At 43.5% G+C, this 20,919-nt stretch carries 20 protein-coding genes; 9 read left to right on the plus strand and 11 right to left on the minus strand.

What is annotated here, in order from left to right; genetic code table 11:
• Positions 1-92: 92 nt before the first annotated feature.
• The 3 genes from LA303_RS08715 (at position 93) to LA303_RS08725 (ending at position 3,511) form a co-directional block, all read left to right on the plus strand.
• Positions 93-2,018 (plus strand): RecQ family ATP-dependent DNA helicase, encoded by a 1,926-nt coding sequence (locus LA303_RS08715; protein WP_240524891.1) that lies wholly within the window; start codon positions 93-95, stop codon positions 2,016-2,018.
• A 159-nt stretch (positions 2,019-2,177) separates the two neighbouring features.
• Positions 2,178-2,894 (plus strand): outer membrane beta-barrel protein, encoded by a 717-nt coding sequence (locus LA303_RS08720; protein ID WP_240524892.1) that lies wholly within the window; start codon positions 2,178-2,180, stop codon positions 2,892-2,894.
• Between the two features lie 11 nt (positions 2,895-2,905).
• Positions 2,906-3,511: a DNA-3-methyladenine glycosylase gene (locus LA303_RS08725; protein ID WP_240524893.1), complete on the plus strand. Its 606-nt coding sequence runs from the start codon at positions 2,906-2,908 to the stop codon at positions 3,509-3,511.
• Between the two features lie 54 nt (positions 3,512-3,565).
• Here the strand turns inward: LA303_RS08725 and LA303_RS08730 are convergent, their stop codons facing one another.
• From LA303_RS08730 to LA303_RS08740, 3 genes are all read right to left on the minus strand, one after another.
• Positions 3,566-3,838, minus strand: a complete 273-nt coding sequence (locus LA303_RS08730) for an HU family DNA-binding protein (protein WP_240524894.1) — start codon at positions 3,836-3,838, stop codon at positions 3,566-3,568.
• Positions 3,839-4,118: 280 nt separating this feature from the next.
• Positions 4,119-5,096 (minus strand): methionyl-tRNA formyltransferase, encoded by a 978-nt coding sequence (fmt, locus tag LA303_RS08735; RefSeq protein WP_240524895.1) that lies wholly within the window; start codon positions 5,094-5,096, stop codon positions 4,119-4,121.
• A gap of 110 nt (positions 5,097-5,206) precedes the next feature.
• Positions 5,207-5,908, minus strand: coding sequence for a tetratricopeptide repeat protein (locus LA303_RS08740; RefSeq protein ID WP_240524896.1), 702 nt, complete (start codon positions 5,906-5,908; stop codon positions 5,207-5,209).
• A gap of 135 nt (positions 5,909-6,043) precedes the next feature.
• Between LA303_RS08740 and LA303_RS08745 the strand changes: the two genes are divergently transcribed.
• The 4 genes from LA303_RS08745 (at position 6,044) to LA303_RS13490 (ending at position 10,626) form a co-directional block, all read left to right on the plus strand.
• Positions 6,044-6,946, plus strand: a complete 903-nt coding sequence (locus LA303_RS08745; RefSeq protein ID WP_240524897.1) for a DUF4412 domain-containing protein — start codon at positions 6,044-6,046, stop codon at positions 6,944-6,946.
• A 19-nt stretch (positions 6,947-6,965) separates the two neighbouring features.
• On the plus strand, positions 6,966-9,548 hold the full coding sequence (locus LA303_RS08750; RefSeq protein ID WP_240524898.1) for a S9 family peptidase: 2,583 nt from the start codon (positions 6,966-6,968) through the stop codon (positions 9,546-9,548).
• Between the two features lie 3 nt (positions 9,549-9,551).
• Complete coding sequence (locus LA303_RS08755; RefSeq protein ID WP_240524899.1) at positions 9,552-10,247, plus strand: TrmH family RNA methyltransferase; 696 nt, start codon at positions 9,552-9,554, stop codon at positions 10,245-10,247.
• Positions 10,248-10,323: 76 nt separating this feature from the next.
• Positions 10,324-10,626 carry a 30S ribosomal protein THX gene (locus LA303_RS13490; protein WP_262901466.1) on the plus strand — a complete coding sequence of 101 codons (303 nt, stop codon included), beginning with the start codon at positions 10,324-10,326 and terminating at the stop codon, positions 10,624-10,626.
• 33 nt (positions 10,627-10,659) lie between these two features.
• Here the strand turns inward: LA303_RS13490 and murD are convergent, their stop codons facing one another.
• Together murD and LA303_RS08770 are read right to left on the minus strand one after the other, a co-directional pair.
• Positions 10,660-11,949, minus strand: a complete 1,290-nt coding sequence (gene murD / locus LA303_RS08765; RefSeq protein ID WP_240524900.1) for a UDP-N-acetylmuramoyl-L-alanine--D-glutamate ligase — start codon at positions 11,947-11,949, stop codon at positions 10,660-10,662.
• Entirely contained in the window at positions 11,933-13,219 is a 1,287-nt protein-coding gene (locus LA303_RS08770) for a hypothetical protein (protein WP_240524901.1), read from the minus strand. Before LA303_RS08770 ends, murD begins: the two co-directional genes overlap by 17 nt.
• 158 nt (positions 13,220-13,377) lie before the next feature.
• Here LA303_RS08770 and LA303_RS08775 point away from each other — a divergent pair, with 158 nt between their 5' ends.
• Positions 13,378-13,965, plus strand: a complete 588-nt coding sequence (locus LA303_RS08775; RefSeq protein ID WP_240524902.1) for a YqgE/AlgH family protein — start codon at positions 13,378-13,380, stop codon at positions 13,963-13,965.
• Positions 13,966-14,044: 79 nt separating this feature from the next.
• Here the strand turns inward: LA303_RS08775 and def are convergent, their stop codons facing one another.
• The 6 genes from def to LA303_RS08805 all read right to left on the minus strand — a co-directional run bounded on the left by def (position 14,045) and on the right by LA303_RS08805 (position 19,387).
• The gene (def, locus tag LA303_RS08780; protein ID WP_240524903.1) at positions 14,045-14,617 is read right to left on the minus strand and encodes a peptide deformylase; all 573 of its coding nucleotides are present in this window, start codon (positions 14,615-14,617) and stop codon (positions 14,045-14,047) included.
• Between the two features lie 5 nt (positions 14,618-14,622).
• Positions 14,623-15,039, minus strand: a complete 417-nt coding sequence (gene ruvX / locus LA303_RS08785) for a Holliday junction resolvase RuvX (RefSeq protein ID WP_240524904.1) — start codon at positions 15,037-15,039, stop codon at positions 14,623-14,625.
• A gap of 152 nt (positions 15,040-15,191) precedes the next feature.
• Positions 15,192-15,998, minus strand: a complete 807-nt coding sequence (locus tag LA303_RS08790; protein WP_240524905.1) for a class I SAM-dependent methyltransferase — start codon at positions 15,996-15,998, stop codon at positions 15,192-15,194.
• 27 nt (positions 15,999-16,025) lie between these two features.
• Positions 16,026-17,996: a glycosyltransferase family 2 protein gene (locus tag LA303_RS08795; RefSeq protein WP_240524906.1), complete on the minus strand. Its 1,971-nt coding sequence runs from the start codon at positions 17,994-17,996 to the stop codon at positions 16,026-16,028.
• 109 nt (positions 17,997-18,105) lie between these two features.
• Entirely contained in the window at positions 18,106-18,702 is a 597-nt protein-coding gene (locus LA303_RS08800) for a hypothetical protein (RefSeq protein WP_240524907.1), read from the minus strand.
• A gap of 19 nt (positions 18,703-18,721) precedes the next feature.
• On the minus strand, positions 18,722-19,387 hold the full coding sequence (locus tag LA303_RS08805) for a DUF4136 domain-containing protein (RefSeq protein ID WP_240524908.1): 666 nt from the start codon (positions 19,385-19,387) through the stop codon (positions 18,722-18,724).
• 190 nt (positions 19,388-19,577) lie between these two features.
• Here LA303_RS08805 and LA303_RS08810 point away from each other — a divergent pair, with 190 nt between their 5' ends.
• Positions 19,578-20,915, plus strand: coding sequence for an oligosaccharide flippase family protein (locus tag LA303_RS08810; RefSeq protein ID WP_240524909.1), 1,338 nt, complete (start codon positions 19,578-19,580; stop codon positions 20,913-20,915).
• Positions 20,916-20,919: the final 4 nt, after the last annotated feature.

A 20,919-nucleotide genomic window follows, 5' to 3' on the forward strand; every position in this document is an offset into this window, starting at 1 on the left:
ATTCAATAGTTTCTTATATTTGCTAAAAGCACCGGATAAAAGGCAATAACATCAGGTTACTGCAGCAAAATCAGGTGATAAAAAATACGATTTTGAGCAAAGAAGCCCGGGAAATATTGACCAAATATTGGGGATACAGTCATTTCAGGCCCATGCAGGAAGAAATTATCGATTCCGTATTGGCTGGGAAAGATACTTTTGGCCTTTTGCCCACCGGTGGAGGCAAGTCGTTGACTTTTCAGATTCCCGGACTGATGCGTCCCGGATGCTGTTTGGTCATCACGCCGCTGGTTGCCCTGATGAAAGACCAAACCGACCGGTTACGAAAAATGAACATCCCGGCAAAAGCCCTCTACACCGGATTATACTACACCGAAATTGAATCCATCTATTCGCAGGCTATCCACCAACAGCTAAAGTTTCTGTATGTTTCGCCGGAACGCCTGCTTAATGCAGCTTTTCAACAACTTCTTGTAAAAATCAACATCAACCTGATTGCCGTTGATGAGGCGCATTGTATTTCGCAATGGGGATACAATTTCCGGCCACCCTATCTTCGCATTGCAGAAATCAGAAAATATTTTCCGGATGTCCCGGTGCTGGCCCTCAGTGCAACTGCCACACCGCGGGTTGTAACCGACATCATGGAAAAATTGCATTTTAAACAGCCTAACCTTTTCCGGAGCAGCTACAAACGGAACAATCTGGCTTACCTCGTTTACCGCGAAAATGACAAAACCAGCCGGATGATCCGGCTTTTACAAAATGCTAAGGGAACTGCCATTGTTTACGTCCGCAACCGGAGGAAAGCACGTGAATTGGCTGATATCCTTATAAAAAACAAAATATCGGCAACCTATTATCATGCAGGGCTGGACAATACAAAACGCAACCAACGGCAACATGCCTGGATGCTGGGACAAATCAGAGTAATGGTGGCCACCAATGCTTTTGGTATGGGAATCGACAAACCGGATGTACGGCAAGTAATTCACTATCACCTTCCGGATTGCCTGGAGGCTTATTTCCAGGAAGCAGGACGTGCCGGACGCGACGGGAAACCAGCCGTAGCCTCACTCCTTTTCAATAACCAGGACATTGGTCACGCCAAAAAACAACTTACGGAATCATTTCCTGAAATTCCGGTTATCCGGAAAATTTACAATGCCCTGGGAAACTATTTCCAGCTTCCGGAAGGTTCCGGAAAAGACACCGGATTTCGCTTCCGCATCACCGATTTTACCCAACAATACGGTTTTGGGCTTTTAAGCACCTATAGCGCCATTAAATTACTGGAAAAAGAAGGATATCTCTCGTATGACGAATCGGGAGGACGGTTTTCCCGGCTAAAAATCTTAACCGATAACCGCGAGCTATACCGTTTCATTGTCGAAAACCCAAAATACGAACGGCTTTTAAAAGAACTGCTTCGATCGTACGGCGGGCTGTTTACCGATTATGTTACCATTTATGAGAAACAGTTGGCCAAAAGAACAGACCTTCCGGTAGAAAAAGTGATTGCCGGTTTATCTCACCTCAGTAAATTAAAAATTGTGAGCTATTATCCGGTACAAACCGATCCGCAAATTTTCTACAATATCGAACGGTTACCCGTTGAAAACATCAACTTCTCTCCGGAGAATTACCGGAACTTAAAAATAGCCGCTTTACAACGTCTAGATGCGCTCATTGATTTTGTCAACAACGACAAAGAATGCCGGAGCATTCAGCTCTTACGCTATTTTGGCGAAGAAAACAGTAACCGGTGCGGTATTTGCGACGTTTGCCTATCGATGAACGAAACCGGTCTTTCCAACATTGAATTTGAAAAGATTAAGGAAAATATCCGTAACCTATTGCTATCAGGCCCCAAGCATTTGTATGAAATTGTTCCTTTAGCCGGAAATTATGACGAAGAAAAGATTCTTTCGGTTATTCAGTGGCTTCTCGACAACCGTTCTATCCTGCGTCGTCCGGATGAAAAACTACAGCTTTCTGACGAATTGCAGCTGGAATAATCCCCGGTTTATTCAGCTTTAACCACAAAATATTTACAATAAACTCGTTTTTGTTCTTTTTTCTCCTTATTTTTACGTTAAATTTCTGATCATGCTGATAAATAGCCATCACGCGTTATAAAACCAAACGAACCCGGATTCATTTTAAAATTCAAAATCATGAAAAAACTTGCCATTATCTTTTTGCTGTTTACCCTGCTGTCACCAGCTTTTGGGCAAACCGGAGAACAAACTTTTGACCTTTCGGCCGGAGCCATGTTTCCATTGAAAGACCTGTCCGACAGCAACCTGGCAGATAGTTCTTCCGGCGCATCAGCCGTAGGATATCATATTCAAGTCAGTTACAGTTATCAGTTTTCTGATTTTTTTGGTGTAGGAGTCGATGTAGAATTTAACGACGCCAAATACAGCATGTCTAAAGTAGCTGATTATTACAGACAACTATTAGATGATGCCCAACACGAGATTTCCAGTCCGTTGGGATGGAGCATTGGCGGAATCTACTTTCGGTACTACATTCAAATTCCTTTGAGCAGCAGTATTTTTACCGAAGTTTCCCCGTTAATCGGCGGCATGGGAACCTATTCACCGGAGTACACGATCAACAGCACCAGTTTTATTCCTCCGGGGCCCAATCCTACCTATACTTATTATCGGCAACGCGGCAAAGCTTTTTCTTTTGCTTACGGCCTGGAAGCCAAATTCATTTTAAAAACCAATCATCATGGGGTTTTCCTTTCGGTACGGGCTCTTCGTTCAAAACCCACTTTTGACAACATATCAGGCGTTGGATACGATGGGAAACCCTATTTGCAAAAGATCACCATGGATATCATGTATCTTACGGCATCCGCCGGATACAGCTATTATTTTTAATGTTTTGAATAGTGAAAAAACTTCCGTATTCCTTTTACCGCCAACCGGATGTCGTACAAATTGCCCGGTCGCTGCTGGGTAAATATTTTTTTAGCCGTATCGGAGGAAAACTCACCGGAGGAATTATTGCCGAAACCGAAGCTTATGCCGGCGTAACCGACAAAGCCTCGCATGCCTACAACGGGAGACGAACACCCCGTACCGAAACCATGTATCTTCCGGGAGGCTTCAGCTATGTTTACTTTTCTTACGGTATGCATCACCTTTTTAATGTAGTGACCAATCAAAAGGACATCCCACACGCCGTTTTAGTGCGGGGAATTATTCCCACCGAAGGGATTGACACGATGATCAAGCGTCGCAAAATAAATAACCTGAAACAACTGTGCAACGGGCCTGCTAAGCTATGCCAGGCCATGGGCATTACCCGGGAACATAATGCATTAAACCTGACCGGAGAAATACTTTGGATTGCCGATGATGGCCTTCTCCTTCCGGACGAAGCAATAGAAATTACCCCACGTATTGGAATAGATTATGCCGGTGAGGATGCTTTGCTTCCCTATCGGTTTATCTATCGTCACGCCGATTATTTGCCGGTAAAAAGCAGGAAATAAAAAACGTCCGGCAGTTACCTACCGGACGTTTTTTTTACTGAAGTAAAGATGCGTTTATTTTACGCCCTTTGACAAATCAGCACCTGCTTTAAATTTCACTACTTTTTTAGCAGGGATGTTAATTTCTTTACCCGTTTGCGGATTGCGACCTTTTCTGGCCGAGCGGGTGGAAACAGAAAAGGAACCAAAACCTACCAAGGCAACACGATCACCTTTTTTAAGGGCATCAGTAGTAGCACCAATAAATGCATCAAGGGCTTTTTTAGCATCTGCTTTGCTTAAGCCTGCACCTGCAGCCATAGCGTCAATCAATTCAGCTTTGTTCATAATTTTAAATTTTTAATTAACATTTAAACATTTTGATGTAACAAATATAATGGTAAATCAATCAAATGCAAGCACATATACCCAAAAAAGTGAATAAATGTTAATAAATCATGCATTTTGTTAATAAAAAAGCCCCTGAAAAGCCCGAAAACAGGGACTTTGACACGTTTTCACCCCGAATTTACCGGTACAATAAAGAAGCGGAAACAACACAGAAAAAACCCGTCAAGAGCCCATTTCACTCTTCTGCAACAAAAACAAAGAAAACATTTTACCGGATTTATTCGAATCGCCAGCGGTCATCCAACGAAAATCCACGAAGAATGGTTTCCGTATCCATCCGTTTTTTCCCTGGCAACTGCCATTCCAAAAGCCGGACAAAACCGCCCACAACGGCTACTTTGAGAAAAGTTTTTCCATCGGTAAGAATCGTGCCGGGATGCAACTGTTCAGGATCTTTTTCAAAAGAAGCCCGGTAAATTTTCACCTGATAGGTTTTCCCTTCCGGGGATTTTAAAAATGAGAATGCACCGGGAAACGGACTTAATCCGCGAATAAAATTATGCAGGGTTTCCCCATCGTTATTCCAGTCAATGCGGCAATCTTCTTTCTTTATTTTAGGAGCCGGTTTTAGCTCCATTCCGGGACGTATCAATTCATCCTGGGAAATTGGCCGGATTTCATTTTTCCGTAACCCTTCGATGGTTTCCACCAACAGCTCCGCTCCGGCTTCCATCATCCGGTCGTGTAACTCGCCCACCGTTTCGTCAGGGCCAATCGAAAGCTTGCGCTGAAGCAAAATATTTCCCGTATCGATTTCTTTTTGCAAAAGAAAAGTTGTCAATCCGGTTTCTTTTTCTCCGTTCATCACCGCATGGTGAATCGGCGCCGCTCCCCGGTACTGCGGCAACAGGGAAGCATGCAGATTAATGGTTCCCATGGGCGGCATATTCCAAACCACTTCAGGCAACATCCTAAAGGCTACCACCACCTGCAAATCGGCTTGCAAGGCCTTTAACTGCTCCAAAAACTGATGATCTTTTAAACGGGACGGCTGAAGAATCTCCAGGCCTTTGGAAAGCGCATATTTTTTCACCGGCGAGGGGGTTAGTTTTTTGCCACGGCCTGCCGGCTTGTCCGGAGCAGTAATTACTCCAACCACAGGATATCCGGCTTTTAAAATGGCCTCCAGCGAAGCCACAGCAAAATCCGGAGTTCCCATAAATACGATGCGCAATGCTTCTTTTTCTTTGTTCATTTTTCCGTTTTTACGCTTCTGTTTAAAACAGCGAAATTATGACGAAGATAGGGAAATAAAAAAACCCGATGGTGTTTCCATCAGGTTTTTTATACGGTAATCAATATCGGTTACTTCTGTTTTTTCAGTTCTTGTGCACGGGCAATATATTTTTCAATATCTCTTGCTTCAAGACTTTTATAATAATCTTGCTGAATCCGTTTGTAAGCTTCAATGGCTTTATCATAATTTCCCAGCATTTCGTCCACTTCACCGGCTTTCAGCAGGAACAAAGGACTGGTAAATTCATTATCCCGCAAATTAGCGGCTTCCATGTAATATTTCACCGCTTTTTCCTTATCCCCTTTTTCAAGGTAAGCATCACCCAATGCTCCTTTTGCCATGGGACCAACAATTTCATCGTCGCTGTCAAATTTTTTCAGATATTTTATGGCATTATCAAAATTTCCTTTTTTCAGGAAACAGATACCGGCATAATAATCGGCCAGATTACCCGCTTTGGTAATGCTGTACATTTTTGCGATGTCCACAAATCCGAGGTTATTTCCATCGCCATATAACGCTTTATCCAGCGAATCGGCCTGAAAATAATGCTGTGCCATATAAATTTGTTCCTGGGCTTCTTTTTCTTTTGGCTGCAGATAATATTTCTTCACGCCAAAGAATCCCAGTACGATCAACACAATAACGGCGACGATAATAGTCAGAACCTTCTGGTTCTCAATAATAAACTCTTCTGTTTTGGAAAGAGACTGTTCGATATTTTCAAACTGATGTTGCGTCTTTTCTTCCTGATGTTTCTTTTTCGACATTGTACGGATTTTTTTGAGTCTGCAAAAGTATATTTTTATTCGATATAATAAAACAGGCCGCCGTAAATTTTTATCTTTGTGGGACAAAAAATAAATGATTTGCCGGGTGGATAAGCAGGTATTTAACAACTTTTTATGAGGAAGATAATTGACACGATTCTATTTTTACTGCTGTTATTACCATTAAAAACCTTTGCCGGATGGTATATCACCGAAGAAAGCCATGACCGGTTTGGCAACAAGACGTATAGCGCTATTTTTATTCAGGACAGTTTAATCCGGTACGATCGTCCCACATCGGTTAGTATTATCAACATCAACAAAAAACAGATTACCCTGATTTTCTCCCAACATCAGGCCTATTGGCAAGGAACGGTGAACGATCTGCAACAAACCACAGCCGCCATGGCCAAAGAACAACTGGTCAAACTGCTGGCCTATGCCCCTGAAAAAGACAAACCCCGGATAAGAAAAGCCATTGCCGCCATTGATCATCCGCAAGACACAGTAGATACGCTTTCTGTCCGCCCACGGGTTACGGTGCAAAAAACCGGAAAAACCGATACCTTGCTGGGTTATCCGGTCCAGGAATATAATATCGTTATTGACAGTAACCTCAGGCAAACGGTATGGATTACTTCGCGGGTAATACCGCTGTCAGCAGAAAAAATCAAACAGCTCATGTCGCTGAATCAGGCGCTCAGTCCGCTGGCCATAGAAAACAGTCTGGGACACAGCACGGCTTATTTCCGGCTTTTGAGCAACGGATACATTTTAAAATCGGTAAATTATGCAGGCAACGGGAACCAGATAGTCACCACAGTCACCCAGATAAAAAAAACAGAAGTACCGGAAGCCATTTTTCAAATTCCGCCCGGATATGTAAAGAGCTCGCTGGAAAACGTAATGCAGCTCGACATGAAAAATGATATTTTGAATCCCAAAAACATTGCTCCGGACGACAACAAACCGGATGACGGGATGCCGGCACTTCCTCCGCCTCCGCCCCCGTTACCCAACAAACGATTATCATTTTAATTTAAAAACTCCCGATAAAATGAAAAAAAACAGCTTATTTCTTTTCGTGATTTTTTTCCTTTTCGTATGGAAAGTATACAGCCAGGATACGACCACACAAAGCCTTTCGGTAACCCGTTTTCTCATTGCAGGACCACAAACCGTACAGATGCCTGCTTTTCCGGGCCAGCCCAATCTCGAAGGCAAAATATTTCAACCGGTCGATTTATTAAAATACAACCAAAAAGAAGTAACCGATCCGGTAAACGGAAAAGTCTTTTTGTTTGACGGGAAAAAACCGGTCAAGTGGCAAGCCGAAAGCTCCGATGCGGTTTTTCCGGCAAATTTCAAAACGCCATACGCCATTTACCGTCAGGCATTTTACCTTCGGGCCAACCGTTTCGTAAAACTCACCCTGAAAGCGAAAAGTCCGCAGCCTTTTGAAATCTTCATAAAAAAAGAAAAGAAACTTTCCCAGTATCAGTTTCAGAAAAAAGCAGATTTTCAGAGCACTACACTTACTCTTGAACCCGGAAAATATCTTGTAGCCATAAAATGGCTGGCCAAAAAAGGAGAAAAAACAATGCCGGTAAAAATATCATTACTTCCCAAAAAAAGCTATCCGGTTTCTTCTTTATCCCTTTCTCTTTCCGACAAACAATTTATGGACATTGACCACCTGTTGCTGGGACAAAAACTCACTTCGGTAAGTTTAAACGATGACGGCACGCTCATCATGTTGCGGTATTCGGAAACCTATCCGCCGAAAGGCGAAACCGAAAAATGGTTTGAGATCAAAAACATTTCTACCGGAAAAGTTCTCTTTTCATCCCAACACAGCAACCTGAAACAGGCCGCCTGGGTTCCCGGGAAACAACAGATTTCCTACCTGACCAAAGACGGCCCCGTATCGGCATTAAAAATTTACGATCTTACGACCCACAAGGAAAAGCTGTTAATGAAAACGCCTGAAAAATTTACCCAGTATACCTGGAGTCCCAATGGCAATTTCATTATTTACTCCATACGCGAAAAATACACGAAAAACAAATCGGGGGTTTTTAAACTGGAAGGAATGCCCGACCGCTGGCCCTGGTACCGCCAACGGACACAATTATACCTTTTCCGTCTGGCAGATCACAGTACTTGTCCGCTTACCCACGGATATCTCACTCAAAACCTGCAGGATATTTCACCGGACGGAAGCCACATTCTGTTCTCTGAAAGTTTTCCGGATTATACCCAAAGGCCTTACACCCGTCAAATCATGATGCAAATGAATTTGAAAACCCGGAAAGTGGACACCATCTGGAATGCCCATTTTGGCGGAACAGCAGTCTATTCACCCGATGGGAAAAAGCTACTGGTCACCGGAAGTGCAGCCATGTTTCACGGAGCCGGAATTCATTTGAAAAAAGCCAAAATCCCCAATGATTTCGACATTCAGGCCTACATCTATACAATAGCCACCAAAAAGGTGAAACCCATTACCAAAAATTACAATCCTTCCATTGAACAAGCCTGGTGGAATCTGACAGACGGACAAATTTATTTTCTCAGTCAGGACCGGACTTATGTGAATTTATGGAAATACAATCCGGCTAACCAGACTTTTCATGCCCTTCCGGTAAAAACCGATGTAATTACGCGGGTAAGTTTTGCCCGGAAAGCACCGGTAGTTAGTTACTGCGGCAGCAACATTTCGTACCCCACCACGGGTTGGGTTTACAATCTGGAAAACAGTCAGCAGCAAAAAATTGCCGATCCGGAAAAGAACTTTTTTGCCCGGGTACAATTTGGAAAAACCGAAGACTGGAATTTTAAAAATGATAAAGGAACAACCATAGAAGGACGCATTTATTATCCACCCAATTACGATCCGCAGAAAAAATATCCGTTGCTGGTTTACTATTACGGCGGAACTGTGCCCACATCAAGAGATTTTGGCGGCCGTTATCCGAAAAACCTGTTTGCTGCTATGGGTTACATTGTTTACGACCTGCAACCCAGCGGAGCCACCGGCTATGGCCAGGATTTTTCTGCTATTCATGTAAACGGATGGGGAAAACAAAATGCCAAAGACATTATCGAAGGTACTAAAAAGTTTATTCAGGCCCATCCACAGGTAAATCCCAAAGCGGTAGCCTGTCTTGGTGCTTCCTATGGTGGATACATGACCATGTGGTTACAAACCCAAACCGACATTTTCACCACCGCCATTGCCCATGCCGGAATCAGTGACATCACCTCTTACTGGGGCCAGGGATACTGGGGCTATTTATACAGTTCGGTAGCTTCGGCCAACAGTTTTCCGTGGAATAACAAGAAACTTTATGTGGATCACAGTCCGCTGTTTTTGGCCAATAAAATCCATACGCCGATGTTGCTGTTACACGGCACCGCCGACACCAATGTACCTACCGGCGAGAGCATTCAGCTTTATACCGCCTTGAAACTTCTCGGACGGCCGGTTGAATTGGTTGAGATCGAAGGACAAAACCACCATATTATCGAATACAACAAACGGATTTTGTGGCAAAAAACCATTTTTGCCTGGCTGGCTAAATATTTAAAAGATCAGCCCCAATGGTGGAATTACATGTATCCGAAGAAAGATTTATAGCCTATGGATTATCAGACTAAAAAAGATTTTTATCAATATTTATGTGAGTATTTAACCGAAAATCGCAAAAAGCTTTTCGACCGGGTTATTCAATACCGGACAAGACATATTACTGTGGTTTTGGAAGACATTTACCAGCCCCACAATGCCAGCGCTGTTTTACGCAGCGCTGACCTTACCGGTGTTCAGGACATTCACATCATCGAAAACCGAAACACCTATCAGGTTAATCCGGAGGTGGCGATGGGATCATCCAAATGGCTTGATTTAAAGAAATATAATCAGGCGGAAAACAATACACCGGTGGCTTATGAGGCACTGCGGAAAGCTGGATATCGCATTGTGGCTACCACGCCTCACAAAAACGATCAAACCTTAGACGAAATATCCCTTGACGGAAAGATTGCCCTGGTTTTTGGAACAGAACTCAAAGGGCTCTCCCCCATAGCCATTGAACAAGCTGATGAATATCTCCGGATTCCGATGTACGGTTTTACCGAAAGTTACAACATTTCCGTTTCGGCAGCGCTTGTCCTTTTCACCCTCACCGAAAAGTTAAGAAAATCGGATATCCCCTGGCAAATTCCGGAAGAAGAGAAGTTGGATATTAAAATTGAATGGGCCAAACGAACCATTAAACATGCTGATCTTTTCGAGAAAGAGTTCTTACAAAACAGAAAAAGAACGACTTCGTTTTGACGGCTTCCGATTTTTTAATAATTTTACGGCTCTTAATAGAATTATAATCATTCATTTATATTAAAACAATAATATTATGGGAAAAGGTGACAAAAAAACAAAAAGAGGAAAGATTGTAAATGGCTCGTATGGACGATTAAGACCTAAAAAGAAAAGAAAAAATAAATATGTAAAACCGGCTCAGGCAAAAACCACTCCCGAAAAAAAAGCTGAAGTAAGCGAAGAAGCTCCTAAAGCCAAGAAAACCACCACAAAAAAGACGACAACCAAAAAGACAACAGCTAAAAAAACGACAACCAAGAAAACCACTACCAAAAAAACAACGGCCAAAGCCAAAAAAGAGGAAGCCGTTACAGAAGAAAAAAAGGAATCCAAATAATAATAATCACGATAAACGGGGCAAAAGCCCCGTTTATTTTTTAGGAGAAAATCGTCTGGCTTCCTTTTTAAAAAGATCGCCCCGGTGCTCAAAATTATGAAATTGGTCATAGCTGGCAGCGGCGGGCGAAAGCAAACAACACGAAACAGCCTTTAAGGATCTTAATTTTACAAAGACTTCTTGCAGATTCTCTACCGGAATCAAATTTTTATCTGTTGGTTTTTGTGCTAAAAACATCTGAAACATCCGTTCTCCGGCCTGCCCGATAAAAAAGAAATTTTGCACCGCCGATTGCGACAAGAAACGGATAAGCTGTCGATAATCCACCCCGCGATCGTACCCGCCCAAAATAAGGGTATCAGTTTCCGGAATACTTTGCACGGCTGCCATAGCCGACTCCGGAACCGTAGAAATGCTGTCGTTATAAAAATCTATTCCACCAAAATTTCCCACATATTCCATCCGGTGCGGCAATCCTTTAAAACCCGCCAAAGCCCCGGACAACCGGCTTTCATCCACATCAAGATACTGCAATACTTTAAAAGCCACCAGAATATTTTTCAAATTATGCTGTCCTTTTAATCCGGTCTGACGCAGCAGATCTTTCTCCTGAATTTTTTGCAGATCGGTACCCCGTATCTCGTCACAAAAAAACGAAGCACCTTCCGGTTTTTCGCCACACACTGCTTTATCACCGGCTTGCTGAAAACGAAAGATGTTCTGCTTTGCCGCTTTGTATTTTTCAAAATCCCCGAAATAATCAAGGTGTTCCGGGTAAATATTCAGCAAAACAGCAATATGCGGGCTGGCATGTACATCCTGTAGCTGATGTGCCGAAAGTTCATAAACCAGCTGATCAGCCTGTTCTATCCGGTCAATAAAATCAAAGGCCGGAAGACCGATATTCCCCATCAGAACAGAGCGAAATCCTGTTTTTTGCAACAAATGATGGATCAGGCTTACCGTCGTACTTTTCCCTTTGGTTCCGGTTACCCCGATGGTTTTCCTGCCATAAGCCTGCAAAAACAGGTCGGTTTGTGAAGTGATCTTTTCACGAAGTTTCTCATCCACCTTTTCCAACCGGATACCCGGCGATTTCATAATCAAATCATAACCAGACAAAGCATTCAAATATTCCTCTCCCAAATGGCACGTCACCGGTAATTCTCCGGCAACCGCATCCGGATTTTTATCCGCCACACCAATCCGGCAATGCGGATAATACCGCTGCAAAAAACGGTAGGTGGACTGACCTTCTCTGCCGAAGCCCAGGATCAGCACCGATCGAACGGGAGAAAAAACATCTTCAAACGGCAACATCATCAACTGCTTTTTGGATTATTTTTAAAAAGGCCGGCGGTAATTGATGGTCAGGATTCCAGGCATGAAGCAAAGCCGGAAAATCGGCTTTTGCAGAAAGCGGATTCTTTGTAAGAGAAGAAGCTACCAATGCTTTCCCGGGCTGAACCTTTCCGGTATCCACAGCCTGCCCCAGGGCAGCATTAACTTCAGAGGGCGTGCCCACACATTCAAACGGTTTTACAGCAGCCGTGCCGTTCAGCTCGTCCATGAGCGGTTGTAATGCCCTGTCGTCCAGCATATCTTTTCCAAAAATTTTCCGGAGCTTTTCTGCCGGCAAAAATGGAGACAGAATGATAAAAGTAAACAAGCATTTGGGACAGTTACCGCACCAGCTATCGGTTTTACTTCCCACATTACAACTCCGGAAACTCATGTGATGTTGCGGAAATTTAGAGAACAAAGCGGCAATCTGCAATTCGTTGACCGGCCGTAAAAAACTAAAATAATGCAAATCGGGATGGATGTATTTTTTCAGATAGCGGTTAAAATCATTTTCAAACTCAAACGACTTGGAATACTGATGGTTAATCTTTGATCCGGGAACCGTACTCTGATTGGCACTGCTTTCGTTGGAAAGAGCGATGTACCGGCTTCCTGACAGCAGAGCAGTAAGTGACGAAACAAAAGCCAGCAGGGCCGAAAAAGGAGTATGGCCGTTCAGAAACCCTTCTTCATTCAGTTTCAGCAAAGCCGGATCCAATTTTCGATGGACGATAACCGATTCTTCCGGAGTAAATCCGGCAATCTCAATGGTACACAAACTGGCCGCACGCGGATTCAACAAAAACGGAAACAACTCAAAAGAGCCCTTTTTCAGTAGTTCCAGGGTCACGATAGAATCTTTTCCTCCGCCAATCGGAACCAGCACTTTTTTGTCATCCAAAACTGTCTTCACCGGTTTTACCGGTTCCCCTTCAGACAAGATCTGCACAAAGTCTTCTTCCTGAACCTGTATTCCGTTAAGATAAAAAAATTCACCCAGGCCGTGAAAGTACAGTTTCTTCCACCAGGCCGTTTGTTCTGCATCCAAACGGCCGGCACGAATTTTAATCACCGGCGGGCAAGCCGCTTTCCAATAACTTACCAGTTCTGTCATGCCAATCTGAAAAGCCAGATTTTCCAATACTTCATCAGGCATCTGACGGACAGAATAAAACGAACGCAAAGGGATATCCAGTTCCGGATAAAACTGCACTTTCCCGGCCAGATCAAACGAAAAAACAAGCCGCAAACTTGTTTTTGTCCGAAAAATGGAGTAACTTTGGAATACAAAGTACGGAAAGGCCTTGCGTAAGGCTATAAACTTCGAATGATTATCGGATGGTTGCAAAATATTTGGTATGTTTTTTGATTAAATAAAAGTGTAAAATTAAAAGAATATCAGGAAAAATGAAAATTGACCGACTGGTACAAATAAAACCCAATCATTTAAAACCGGCAAAGGGGCGTTTGCTGTTGTCAGAGCCCTTTATGGGTGATTATTACTTTGGCCGCTCGGTTATTTTGCTTGCTGAACACAACGATGAAGGCTCATTTGGCCTGGTTTTAAACAAACCCACAAACAAAAAGATCAGCGAAGTAACGGAAGAATTTCCGGAACTGGATGCACCACTTTATATCGGTGGCCCGGTAGAACCCAACCGGTTGTTTTTTATCCACACCCTGGGAGACGAAATCAACGACTCGATAGAAGTAAGCAAGGGGTTGTTTTGGGGCGGAAGCATGGACGACGTGATTGAACTCTCTCAATTAAAAAAATTAAACAGCGAAAACAGCCGCTTTTTTATCGGATATGCCGGCTGGGGAGCCCATCAGATGGATGATGAATTAAAAAGAAACTCATGGGCCGTGGTCACGGCTACATCGGATGTTATCTTCAAAACAGACCCGCGTATTTTATGGAAAAAGCTAACCCGCAAACTGGGCAGCGATTACCGGTTGTGGGCCAAATTCCCGGTGAATCCTAATCTGAATTAACCGTCTCACACTTTCCTCTTCAAGCTTCCGTCTTCCCGCTCCCAACTTCGGTCTTCCCGCTTCTATCTTCCCGCTAAAACTATTTCTTAACCCTTTTTTTCGGGTAAATCATTTTGTATTTGGCCCCATGTTTCCCCACACTGATATCACTCAGTTTTCGTTTCAGCAATAATTTCTTAAACGCCGGAAGCCGGTCCACAAACAAAATCCCGTCGGTATGATCGTACTCATGCTGAATAATCCGGGCTTTTATTCCGTCAAATTTCTCTTCTTCGTGAAACTCAAAATTCTCATCATAATAGCTCAGGTAAATGACCGGTTTTCGCGAGACATACTCATTGATACCGGGCACACTCAGGCATCCTTCTTCAAATTCCCATTCGTCCCCTTCTTCTCTTACCAGCTGAGCATTAATAAATACTTTTTTAAAATCCTGTGCTTCAGGATACTCTTCAGCAAAAGGAGAAGCATCCACAATAAACAGACGAATGGAGCGATTAATTTGCGGAGCCGCCAGCCCCACGCCGTTCGATTCGTACATGGTTTCAAACATATCTTCGATAAGTTTATCCAGTTCCGGATAATTCTTATCGATCTCTTCTCCTTTCTTTTTCAGAACAGGATGGCCATATGCTGTGATGGGTAACATCATAATTTTTAAAATTTTACAGATTCAAGATACGACTGCAGAATCAGGGTAGCACTAATGGTATCCACCAAGGCTTTGTTTTGTCTTTTTTTCTTTCCCAGCCCACTGTCAATCATGGCCTGAAAAGCCATTTTGGAAGTGAACCGTTCATCATAACGTTCAATTTTCATCTCGGGATACGTCTTTCTCAGCTTCCGGACAAAAGGTTCCACAAACCGGCTGGCATCCGACGGACGGTTTTTCATGTCGCGGGGTTCGCCCACCACAATCACATCCACCTTCTCACGCTTTAAGTAATCAGAGAGATATTTCCAGATGTCTTTCGTGGCCACGGTTTCCAGTCCGTTGGCAATCAGCTGAAGCTCATCCGTAACGGCCAGTCCGGTACGTTTTTGTCCGTAATCTATTGCTAAAATTCTACCCATAATTCCAGCTACAAAAATAACATATTCAGGACAAGGACATAACAATTCTTTTCAGGAAACTGAAAACGGATTAAATCCTGGGGAATTCACGCATTAAAACATCAACAAAACACCACACAAACAACTGTTTTACAATCTAATACAAATACAAACTAAATTTTGTGTGTTTCAATATTCAGCTTAAAGCGCAAACGGGGAATCACAGGAGATTCCAAGGGATGAGTTTCCACCTTTTCGGGCAGATAAACCGCACAAAGGGTATGCGCGACATGTACAAGACGATGCCGCTTTTCTTTTGGTGTTCCTTCCCACAAAGCAGCAAATACTTCGGGACGCATTTCTTCAGGATTCCGGGCATAATCGTGCCATACCACCACGCTTTTATCGTGAACCAAATGCGCAAAAACCTGCTGCGTATCATTTTTTACCGATTCGAAATGATGATCTCCATCAATAAAAATCAAATCATATTTCCGGCCCAACCCAGCAAAATCAAACGAAAGAGAATCGCCTTCAAGATGGGTTATATTGCTTTTTTCACGGGAGAAAAACCCCTGCAAAGCGGCATGTTTTTCGGAGAATCCTTTTTTGAGTAATGTTTCTTTTGGCAAATTCAAGGTGGTACATGCAGCAGCTACATCGGCCACATTGGCTACACTCTCGCCACGCCAGGTACCAATTTCGAAATAATGACATGCCGGGAAACGCCGGGCGAACAACTTCAACAAAGCCAAATCGGTAGGCAAAGAGCCCCCGTCGAGAAAAGCAAAAACCGACAAGGTTTCCTGAAAATCAGGAAATAACGTGTCCGGTTCGACCACCGGCAAACCATTTTGCGGATATCCTTTCTTATGTAAATAGTTTTGCCAGACCTCGTCATCTGCCAAAACATGGTTCAACAGCCACGGATTCCGGGCAATGGCTCCCACTGCTTTTATGGCTTTTCCTATTTTTCCCATGACCTTCCGTTTTACGTACTTGCCGGCTTACCGTCTTCTTCCCAGCTTCCTGAAAGCAGCAAACACCAAATTAAAATCCTTTATCATTTTGTAATCACGGGCATACAAAACATTTAATTTCTGTTTTGTCTCCTCATCGACAGACTCCCCGTCTTTTAATCCGTCAGCCAGAGACAGAACCCCCGGTTTTATTTCCGGCAGGTGTACCGTATTTTTTTCAACCGGCGCATAGCCTACCCACGTCCGGGAACCGGCCAGCACACGGAAGATATTCATCAGAAATCCACCCGGGTTTTCCACAAACCAAACCGCTACAGGATACAATACCAAAAGGATGACCGCCATAACGCAATCGAACAAACGTTTTATCCGTTTATTCACCGGCTTGTCCACCGAATGGATATCCACCGTATACAACTCATCCCGGGTATTGATAGACTTACTTCCGATGATGGAAAGGCTGTCTTCCGGAGCAATTTTAAAATCAACCTGCTCCGATTTCCAAAGGGTCATTTTATCGATAATGGTCTGATGAGAAATATTTTTAGAGCAAAAAATGACCTCATCAATGGCAAAAATGGTAATGATATCTTTCACCTGCGCCATATTTCCAATAAATCCCTGAGGTTTTACTGTCTTTTCATCGGGAGAGATCAACCCAACGAAACCGGGAGAGCCATACGACTCTTTCAGGATCGCGGCCACACGCCGGGCTTCTTCTTCATCGCCAATCACCAAGAACCTTCTGTTCGGCTGTTTTCCCAAAGAGAACCCCGGCACTTTCAAAACATAAAGCAAAAACCGCAAGAGCGAAAGGGAAGCCGTTCCCCAGAAAGCATCCGCCAAGATCTGGCCGCGCGAAAAACGCAGATCATCCGGCAAAAGCGCATAAAGGATCAAAATAAGTACGGTTCCGGAGAGCATCCCGGTAACCACCGGCTTCATCCGGTACGGCCGGTCATATCCTCCGCTTACAAATACCGACAAAATCCAAATAAAAATATACGTTGGCAGGACAAAATGGATATAAAACAAAGGGTAATGGCCGCCATGCATATAAACAATATTCTTTTCCCAGAACCATTTCATGAGAAAAACGCCGGTCGAAAGCAGAGAAAGATCGAGTAACGGCAGCCATATCCGCCGAAAGAAACGGGACAACAAGGCCAGAAAAGCCCTGAAATAGATGGCAATATGAATCAGAAAAGTAAAAACGCCCGCCTGTTTTGCCGACAAATGTTTCCTTGCAAAAATCACCATGGCCCGGTAAAAAACCAGCACATAATTCACGCTGCTTTTTTTGGTACTCTCGCCTTTGTAATGAATGATGCGCGTTTCGGGGAAATAATAATTGGTATAACCGGCCTGTTTTATACGGTAAGAAAGGTCGATATCTTCGCCATACATGAAAAAATCTTCATCCAGGCCGCCAATTTCTTCAATCACACTTTTCCGTAAAAGCATAAAAGCGCCCGCCAGCACATCCACCGGATGAATCTCATTTTCATCCAGATAGCCCAGATGATACTGCGAAAAGCGTTTTGAATGCGGGAAAAGAGCCGACAAGCCAAATATTTTATAAAAAGCGGTCAACGGAGTGGGAAATCCGCGTTTCGACTCCGGAAGAAAACGACCGGTTCCATCCACCATCTTCACTCCCAGTCCGCCGGCATCCGGGTGCTCGTCCATAAAAGCCACCGTTTTTTCAAAGGTATCATCTTCGACCACCGTATCCGGATTTAAAAGGAGAAGATATTCTCCCCGGGCCTGTTTCATCGCCTGATTGTTGGCTTTGGCAAATCCCAGGTTTTCCCGGTTGACGATCAGCCGCACTTCCGGAAATTTTGCCCGGACCATCTCGACAGAGCCATCCACGGAATTATTGTCCACCACAAAAACTTCACCGTCTAACTTTTCCAAAGCCTTTTTTACCGAAGTAAGACATTGCTCCAGAAAATATTTCACATTATAGTTAACAATGATAACGGAAAGTTTCATGGTGTCGATTTATTCCGGATTCAAAAATAAAACATTTTGCAGCGCAGACAACCCCAAACAAAAAACGCCGGCACAAAGGCCGGCGTTCTGTACAAACGGGTGATTATTATTAAAAAGTATAACTAAAGCCAATCCCCAGGCCAAGCCACGACTGGGAATCTTCATCTTGTGTTTTCGCAGCAAAGTTATAACGGAAGTTAGCGGTTACTCCCACATTATGACCAATCGGGATCACTACTCCCAAATCAGGAGACAATCCAAACCGCCACGTTCTGTCTGAGACGTAATAAATTCCCATCTGGTCGCGAATATCCAAATAATACGTTCCGACACCGAGACCAATGTAGGAATAGATTTTGGAGTGGGTAAAATAGTAATGAACGGTAGCCAGCAAAGGCATGGCGTTAATATACCGTTTATTGTATCCGGTAATCGTATACGTTCCCTGGGTCCGGGTTACTTCGCCATAATCTTCATAAAAGGTCTGCCAGCCCCAACGGCCACCAACGGTAATTTTATCGGCAACAAACCACCGGCCTTCGATGCTCGCCCCACGAAAACTGGGAGAACTAATAAAATCCTGGGTATTTCCCATACCGAAACCCATGTCATATTGAAAATTCCAAATACCGCCGCCCTGCGCAAAGGCTGTCATTCCTGTAAGCATAAATACGGCGCTGATTATGATTGTTTTTATCTTTTTCATCTTTTTCCTGTTTCAATGATTACTTTGAAGAAGTTTTAATTTCCGGAGATTGTTTAAACATCTGGTCAATCCCGTCAAGTGTACGGGTTTCAATATTACTTCCTTCCAAAATTCCGTTCAAAGCACCGTTCCAGTAAACACGGGAAACCGTATCTCCCTGAACAACATCATAATCTTCTTTATTCACCATTTCTACGAGAAGTGTACCGGTTTTGTACTCAGAATACCACGGAATAGACGGATAATAATAAGGTGGATAATACCAGCCCCAACCCGGGAACCAAGGACTCCATCCTGGATAATAAGGATAATACCAGCCCCCTACAACATACGTTTTTTCAAGAGCCGAAACAATCAATTCCACATCAGGCATCTGTCCATTCACCGTATCCGCTAAAGTAAAGCGTTGGTAACCCATTTCGGACATCTGTTTGGCAATTTCATCGAGGTAAGCTTGTTGATTGGCTACCGGAGTTTGATCTGTTGTGTCTTCCCGCCGTACGAAAATAGTATCCGGCATATAATATGTGTGAAGACTCTGAAAATCAACAGAATCATTGTAACCCGTCACCACTACGTCCGTTTGACTAACGGTCAGCGTATTGTCGGGATAACAACCTTCCATAAAAGCCAATACTCCTACGCCTGCAAAGATCAGGAGCGCTTTTGTCATCCATTTTTTCATAAACTTATTATTTAAATTAATTATAAATTAGGTTGCAAAGATATACTTTTCATCGTAAGTCAAACAAAAAATTGCAAAATCCTTGCCAAACTCGTCATTCCTTTTTGTTTGACTCCCGCTTTTCATATTCAAAAAAACGCAAATAATTTGCAAATATTCCTTACCAAACTCTAAATAATGTTAAATTTATGTGGGGAATGGTTTATTTTTGCTTCCGGACATGATTTTCAGGAATATTTTACATACCACCGGTTCTCGAATCATTAACGCGATTTTCAACCTGATCATTCTGCTGCTGGTAACCCATTTTGTCGGCAGCAAAGGATTTGGCATTATCAGTCTTATTGTTCTTGATATTACGGTCATACAACTGTTTACCGGTCTTATTGCCGGTGGTTCCCTCATTTATTTTACTTCGCGCAGCCCGGTTTCATCCCTTCTTTTTGGCGCTTACCTGTGGGTTTTGCTAATAACCGCTTTATTTGGTGCTGCGGGGTACGGATTCGAATGGCTCTTTCCGGATTTTTTCCATCTGATCGTTCCGGAAGGTTATTACACCGAAATCCTTGTCCTGGTCATTATCAACAGTTTAATGCAGGTTCATTACAATTTGCTCATCGGGCAAAAACGGATTTCCCTGTATAATCTGCTTTTCACCATTCAAATCACGGTTTTTCTTGTCTGGTTTTCTGTAGCTTTAATCTTTATGCATCAGCAGGGAATACCGGCTTATGTTACGGCGCTTTTTGCATCGTGGCTAACCGGCGGCTTCCTGTCGTTGTTTTTTGTTCTTCAAAAGGTACAGCGCTTTGCTTTTAAAGCGCCTTTAAAAACGTTTCGCGACCTGATCCGTTACGGATTGCCCACCCAGCTGGCCGTTACCCTGCACATCGGGAACAAACGGCTGGGCTTTTATGTCTTACGCATTTTTTCGGGACTCTCACCGCTTGGAATTTACAGTGCAGGCGTACAACTAACCGAAGGATTGCGGTTGATCGGACAAAGCATCTCGCTGGTGCAGTACAGTGCCATTTCAAACAGCCGCGATGGGGAATATGCCCGGCAGCTGAGCATCCGGCTGATGAAATTCACACTGGTTTTAACCTTTTTGGCCTTATTCATTCTTTGGATCATTCCCCGGCCGGTATATCAACTGGTTTTCAGCCGTTCGTTTTCAGAAATAAAAACCATTGTGTTTTTTCTCAGTCCGGGCGTACTGGCTTTGGCAGCCAACACCATTTTCAGTCATTATTTTTCCGGGATCGGGCAGCCTAAAGTCAATTTAAAAGCCAACAGCATCGGCCTTCTCTTCACCGTCAGCTTTGCTTTTTTACTGATTCCCCCATTCGGATACACGGGAGCCGCCATTACGGCATCCGTTAACTACCTAGCCAGTGTTGTTTACCAGGCCATTGTTTTCCGCAAACAAACCCACACTCCGCTAACCGAATGGATGATACAAAAGCAAGACATCGGTTTTCTTAAAGAGGCCATCCGGACATGGCGACAAAAAAAAGAGGTTATTTGATGAT

Origin of the sequence: Candidatus Sulfidibacterium hydrothermale, from assembly GCF_020149915.1 — a bacterium.
In the GTDB taxonomy this organism is placed as follows: Bacteria; Bacteroidota; Bacteroidia; order Bacteroidales; family F082; genus Sulfidibacterium; species Sulfidibacterium hydrothermale.

Excerpts from the sequence above, each read along its gene's own strand:
- LA303_RS08720 (WP_240524892.1), top strand. The coding sequence starts at position 2,178 with ATGAAAAAACTTGCCATTATCTTTTTGCTGTTTACCCTGCTGTCACCA.
- LA303_RS08730 (WP_240524894.1), bottom strand. The coding sequence starts at position 3,838 with ATGAACAAAGCTGAATTGATTGACGCTATGGCTGCAGGTGCAGGCTTA.
- fmt (WP_240524895.1), bottom strand. The coding sequence starts at position 5,096 with ATGAACAAAGAAAAAGAAGCATTGCGCATCGTATTTATGGGAACTCCG.
- LA303_RS08740 (WP_240524896.1), bottom strand. The coding sequence starts at position 5,908 with ATGTCGAAAAAGAAACATCAGGAAGAAAAGACGCAACATCAGTTTGAA.
- LA303_RS08745 (WP_240524897.1), top strand. The coding sequence starts at position 6,044 with ATGAGGAAGATAATTGACACGATTCTATTTTTACTGCTGTTATTACCA.
- LA303_RS08750 (WP_240524898.1), top strand. The coding sequence starts at position 6,966 with ATGAAAAAAAACAGCTTATTTCTTTTCGTGATTTTTTTCCTTTTCGTA.
- LA303_RS08755 (WP_240524899.1), top strand. The coding sequence starts at position 9,552 with ATGGATTATCAGACTAAAAAAGATTTTTATCAATATTTATGTGAGTAT.
- LA303_RS13490 (WP_262901466.1), top strand. The coding sequence starts at position 10,324 with ATGGGAAAAGGTGACAAAAAAACAAAAAGAGGAAAGATTGTAAATGGC.
- murD (WP_240524900.1), bottom strand. The coding sequence starts at position 11,949 with ATGATGTTGCCGTTTGAAGATGTTTTTTCTCCCGTTCGATCGGTGCTG.
- LA303_RS08775 (WP_240524902.1), top strand. The coding sequence starts at position 13,378 with ATGAAAATTGACCGACTGGTACAAATAAAACCCAATCATTTAAAACCG.
- def (WP_240524903.1), bottom strand. The coding sequence starts at position 14,617 with ATGATGTTACCCATCACAGCATATGGCCATCCTGTTCTGAAAAAGAAA.
- ruvX (WP_240524904.1), bottom strand. The coding sequence starts at position 15,039 with ATGGGTAGAATTTTAGCAATAGATTACGGACAAAAACGTACCGGACTG.
- LA303_RS08790 (WP_240524905.1), bottom strand. The coding sequence starts at position 15,998 with ATGGGAAAAATAGGAAAAGCCATAAAAGCAGTGGGAGCCATTGCCCGG.
- LA303_RS08795 (WP_240524906.1), bottom strand. The coding sequence starts at position 17,996 with ATGAAACTTTCCGTTATCATTGTTAACTATAATGTGAAATATTTTCTG.
- LA303_RS08800 (WP_240524907.1), bottom strand. The coding sequence starts at position 18,702 with ATGAAAAAGATAAAAACAATCATAATCAGCGCCGTATTTATGCTTACA.
- LA303_RS08805 (WP_240524908.1), bottom strand. The coding sequence starts at position 19,387 with ATGAAAAAATGGATGACAAAAGCGCTCCTGATCTTTGCAGGCGTAGGA.